Below are 1,776 nucleotides of genomic sequence, written 5' to 3' on the forward strand. Positions count from 1 at the left end.
GCAGGTTGCACTTGTCGATCACGGAGACCCGCAGATCGGTGGCGCGGCGGCCGTGGCGGTCCACCAGTCCCGCCTCCCGCGGCGCGCCGCTGGAAGCCGGACCGGCACTGCGGAGCTGCGGGAGTCCCAGGGAAACGCTCATCTCACCGCCTCATTCTGAAGGACTGACTGGTCGCACCGGAGCTCCGCCTCGACCTGATCAGACCATCCCCGTCCATTGTCTAGTCGCTCTCGGGCCCGGTGCAGTACGCGCACGGAGTCACTGTCCCGACGGTGGTGGCGCACTCCTCATCGGCAGACCACGTCACCGGTGACGGATCGGGAAGCTGCTCGCCCTCGGGAGTTCCGAGAAACGACGGGACGGGCGGAAACAGATGGGTTTTCACGGATGACTCTTCTCTGCAGGGACAGGGACTTCGGGGATGGTCGTGGTCGGGCAGGTCGTTGCTGCTGGGGTGCGGGGGTCCTCTGCTGTCCGGGGGGGGTGCTCAGCGCTCGAGCTCCCCGCGGATGAACGCCTCCAGGTTGGCCCGGGCGGTCTCGTCGGCCTGCTGCTCGGGCGGGGACTTCATGAAGTACGCCGAGGCGGAGGTCAGGGGCCCGCCGATGCCGCGGTCCAGGCCGATCTTGGCCGCCCGGATCGCGTCGATGATCACCCCGGCCGAGTTCGGGGAGTCCCAGACCTCCAGCTTGTACTCCAGGCTGATCGGGGCGTTGCCGAAGCCGTGGCCCTCCAGGCGCACGAAGGCGAACTTCCGGTCGTCGAGCCACTCGACGTAGTCGGAGGGGCCGATGTGCACGTCCCGGGTGCCGAACTCGCGGGCCACGTTGGAGGTCACGGCCTGGGTCTTGGAGATCTTCTTGGACTCCAGCCGGGAGCGCTCGAGCATGTTCATGAAGTCCATGTTCCCGCCCACGTTGAGCTGATAGGTGCGGTCCAGCACGTACCCGCGGTCCTCGAGCAGCTTCGCCAGCACCCGGTGGGTGATCGTGGCCCCCACCTGGGACTTGATGTCGTCACCGACGATCGGCACCCCGGCGGCAGTGAACTTCTGCGCCCACTCCGGGGTCCCGGCGATGAACACGGGCAGGGCGTTGACGAAGGCCACCCCGGCGTCGATCGCGGCCTGGGCGTAGAAGCGGTCGGCCTCCTCGGAGCCCACGGGCAGGTAGGACACCAGCACGTCGACCTCGGCGTCCTTCAGGGCCGCCACGACGTCCACCGGCTCGGCGGTGGACTCCTGGACCATCTCGCGGTAGTAGGCCCCCAGACCGTCCAGGGTGGGCCCGCGCTTCACCGTCACCCCGGTGTGCGGGACCTCCGCGAACGTCATCGTGTTGTTCTTCGAGGAGTGGATGGCCTCGGACAGGTCCAGGCCGACCTTCGCGGCGTCGACGTCGAACGCCGCCACGAACGCCACGTCGTTGACGTGGTAGTTGCCGAACTGGACGTGCATCAGCCCCGGGACGGACTGGGCAGGATCGGCGGCGGCGTAGAAATGGACGCCCTGGACGAGGGACGAGGCGCAGTTGCCGACGCCCGCGATGGCCACACGGATCGGGTGGTGGGACACGGTGATGTTCAGTTCCTCAGTGGTCGGTCGGGGCAGAGCCAGCACGATGAGGCACGGATCTGCACGAGGGGATCGAGTGTTCGGGCGCCCCACGACCGGCGCTTTTCGAGGGCGCCGGTCGCGGGGTGCCGGGCATCAGTGGCCGCGGTCGATCCACTCCTGCAGGTGCGGGGCCTCGGCGCCGATCGTGGTGGCGTCCCCG

The 1,776-nt window shown here is 68.6% G+C and carries 1 protein-coding gene; it reads right to left on the bottom strand.

What is annotated here, in order from left to right; all coding sequences use genetic code 11:
• Window positions 1-488: 488 nt before the first annotated feature.
• Window positions 489-1,574 carry an inositol-3-phosphate synthase gene (locus IEW07_RS20670; protein ID WP_188540669.1) on the bottom strand — a complete coding sequence of 362 codons (1,086 nt, stop codon included), beginning with the start codon at window positions 1,572-1,574 and terminating at the stop codon, window positions 489-491.
• Window positions 1,575-1,776: the final 202 nt, after the last annotated feature.

Source organism: Kocuria dechangensis (assembly GCF_014636775.1).
GTDB lineage: Bacteria > Actinomycetota > Actinomycetes > Actinomycetales > Micrococcaceae > Kocuria > Kocuria dechangensis.